Here is a 2,738-nt window from a genome sequence, read left to right on the forward strand (position 1 = left end):
GGAAGGCGGCGCGCAGCCGCTCGGAACCCCCGCCGGTGCCGCCGCCGCAGGCGGCGAGGGCGGGGACCGCGGCGAGCGCGGCGGCGCCGCCCAGGAAGGTGCGTCGGGTCAGCTCCACGGGTGCTCCTCAGGCGGTGGTGGCGGTGCTGGTCGTGACGGCGCGCGGTTCGAGCCTGCCGGTGCGCTGCATCCAGGCGATGACAGCGGCGCCGACGAGCCCGATCGCGAGCAGGACGGCGAACGGGATCCAGCGGCCGGCGCCGTCGGGATGGCGGTCGAGCAGGTTCCCGACGGCGGTGTTGCTCACCGCCACGACGGCGGCGGAGACGAGGTAGTACCAGCCGTAGTAGGTGCCGGCGAGCTGCTCGCTGCCGACCCGGGGCAGCAGCGCGAGCGAGAACGGGTTGGTCATCGCCATGCCGACGGTGAACACGACCGTGCCCGCGAGGACCGGTGTGACCGCGAGCAGCCCGGCCGCGGTCCACTCCCCGGCGGGCGCGGTCGGCACGAACGGCGCCGCGACACCCAGCGGGACGAACCCGGCGCCCATCAGCACGAGCCCGGCGGCCATCGTGCGCCCGTCGGTCCAGCGGGCGCGGCACCACGCGGTGATGCGGACCTGGCCGAGGATGCCGACGAGGGTCGACACGACGAACACCGCGCTGACCGCACCGGCGACGCCGGACACGCGCTGCGCCTCGACCGGCAGCACCAGGTACAGCTGGTTGAACAGGGCGAAGTAGCCGGCCCCGCCGAGCGCGAACAGCAGGAACCGGCCGTTGCCGACGACCTCGCCCCAGCTGCCGAGCAGCCCACGGTCCTGCGGCGGCGCCGGACGGGCGGGCAGGACGAACAGCTGCGCGACGGTCAGGACCGTGAACACGGCGCACGCCACGGCTGCGACGAGGCGGAAGTCCACCGCGAGCAGCGCGGCGCCGAGCAGCGGCCCGAGCAGGGCCCCCGCATGGCCGAACACGTTGAACACGGAGAAGACCTCGGCGCGGCGATCGCCGGCCTCGGCCATCAGGTAGGCGCGCACCGCGGGGTTGAACAGCGCCCCGGCCAGCCCGGTCAGCACCGCGGCGGCGATCAGGCCGGGCAGGGAGTCGGCGACGACGAACAGCCCGAACGCCACGATCCGCAGCGCGCACCCGACGATGATCACCGGACGGCAGCCGATCCGGTCCGCCGCCGAGCCGCCGACCAGGAACATCCCCTGCTGCGACAGGTTGCGCAGGGCGAGGACGAGTCCGATCGTCGCCGCCGCGTAGCCCAGGCTCCCCATGTGGGTGGCCAGGAACGGCAGCACGAGGTAGAAGCCCAGGTTGATGCCGAACTGGTTCACCACGAGCATCCGGCTCGGCGCGGTCAGTTCGCCGAAGGAGCGCAGCACGACGTCCCCCCGTCGGTTGATCACCTGAACGGGATCACATACGTCCCTGCGGACACAAGTGCCACTGATGCGCACCTGCCGATCAGATGCAGCGCGGTCAGCCGAGGCGGGCGCGGTGGAACCGGGCCCAGGTCCCGGTGTCCGGGCGGGCCGGTCCGACGCCGGACAGGTCCGCGGTGACGCCGACGTGCTCGTCCCCGACCGACCATGCGGTGGCGTCGGTGCGCAGCAGGAGCTGGGCGCGGCGCAGGGCGTCGGTCCGGCGGGCCTCGTCCGGTGCCCGGGCGGCGACGGCGAGCAGCGCCCGCACGTCGGGGCGGCCCCCCGCGGCATCCCCGCTCCCGGTGGCACCGCCGGTCTCGGGACCGGCCGCGCCGTCGGTCGCGGTGTCGTCGCCGGTGTCGCCCGCGGTGTCGTCCCCGGGGACCCGGGGTGCCGCGGCCACGGCCTGCAGGTAGAGCGGGATCGGCTGCGCCGCGGCACGGCGGAACCGGATGCCCGGGGTCGGCTCGACGTCCGGCGGCTCCGGCTCACGCGGCTCGCACCGCAGCCCGACCGCCGCCAGCTGCTCCACGACGAGGTCGGCGGTCGGCCGCGACATCGGGTCGAACGGGTCGAAGAACAGCGGCACCCGCGCCCCGTCCGCCCCCGCCGCGACGACCAGTTCCCGGGCCCGCGCGACGTCGCGCACCACCGGCGCGAGCCCGCCCGGGTGGTGGGCCAGCCCCGCCCCGAACAGGTCGTCACCGGGTTGCCCGAGGTCCAGCAGGATCTGGCGCACCAGCTCCACCCGGTCGATCCCGAGCCGCACCGCCTCGCGCAGCCGCGGTTCGGCGAGCGGGCCGGGCCCGGTGTCGAGGAAGCGGGTCACCGAGCCCGGTGCGGACAGCACGGTCGTCCCGGTCCGCCCGAGCAGCCGTCGTGCGCTGTGCGGGAACAGGTCGTGTGCCCAGTGCACGTAGCCGTCCACCAGGGACTGGTAGCGGTTCTCCTCGTCGTCGTCGACCAGGAACTCCACCGCGGGCGCGGGCGGGCGGCCGGCCCAGTGGCCGTCGTGCCGGTAGAGGGCGTCCGGCGAGCCGGGCAGGAAGCGGAACGCGCCGGTCCCGACGGGCACGTCCCCCCGCCCGCCGCGCACGATGCCGGTTCCCGGCGCGGCCAGGGCCAGGGCGAACAGGAAGTCGGGTCGGCCCAGCACGAGCTCCACCTCGGTCGCCGACACCGCGCGGCTGGCCGTCAGGTCCAGGTGCGCGAGCAGCGGCGCGGCCGTCGCCCCGGTCGCGGGGTCGAGTACCCGGCGCAGCGACGCGAGCACGTCGGCCGGGGCCAGCGGCCGCCCGTCGTG

General features: G+C 75.8%; 2 protein-coding genes. Both read right to left on the reverse strand.

All coding sequences use genetic code 11. The features are described from left to right. Nucleotides 1-127: 127 nt before the first annotated feature. Nucleotides 128-1,417, reverse strand: coding sequence for an MFS transporter (locus tag NH602_RS29870; RefSeq protein ID WP_217266913.1), 1,290 nt, complete (start codon nucleotides 1,415-1,417; stop codon nucleotides 128-130). A gap of 73 nt (nucleotides 1,418-1,490) precedes the next feature. Continuing rightward, the coding region (locus NH602_RS29875) for an ABC transporter substrate-binding protein (RefSeq protein WP_253069565.1) at nucleotides 1,491-2,738 on the reverse strand (1,248 nt) is incomplete at its 5' end.

This window comes from Pseudonocardia sp. McavD-2-B (assembly GCF_024124365.1).
In the GTDB taxonomy this organism is placed as follows: domain Bacteria; phylum Actinomycetota; class Actinomycetes; order Mycobacteriales; family Pseudonocardiaceae; genus Pseudonocardia; species Pseudonocardia alni.